The organism is Marinobacter sp. UBA2498 (genome assembly GCF_002341575.1).
GTDB classification, from domain to species: Bacteria; Pseudomonadota; Gammaproteobacteria; order Pseudomonadales; family Oleiphilaceae; genus Marinobacter; species Marinobacter manganoxydans.
In genome coordinates this window covers 615-953 of sequence record NZ_DDOI01000086.1, presented here as the reverse complement: position 1 = coordinate 953, position 339 = coordinate 615, and the positions used below count along the sequence as shown (strand labels likewise).

1 protein-coding gene is annotated in these 339 nt (G+C 59.3%); it reads right to left on the bottom strand.

Going from position 1 to position 339, the window contains the following annotated elements; genetic code table 11:
- A partial coding sequence (locus B2W52_RS11770; protein WP_476738534.1) for a preprotein translocase subunit SecA occupies positions 1-339 on the bottom strand: 339 nt, incomplete at both ends.

Sequence of the window (339 nt, the reverse complement as noted above, 5' to 3'; positions counted from 1 at the left end):
ACCGCCCCGGGGCGGCCCGCCTGGGCAATGATATGGGCTTCGGATTCGTGCTGCTTGGCGTTCAGGATCTTGTGTTCGATCCGCGCCTTCTTGAGCAGCATGGAGAGCAGTTCGGAGGCCTCGATGGAGGCGGTACCGACGAGAATCGGACGTCCTTCGGCAGTGACATCCTTGATCTCGTCAATAATGGCGTGGAATTTCTCTTCCTGGGTCAGGTAGACCAGGTCGTTGTAATCGGTCCGCTGGATCGGCTTGTTGGGGGGAATGACCACCACATCGAGGCCGTAGATCTGGCGAAACTCGAAGGCTTCGGTATCTGCCGTACCGGTCATGCCGGCC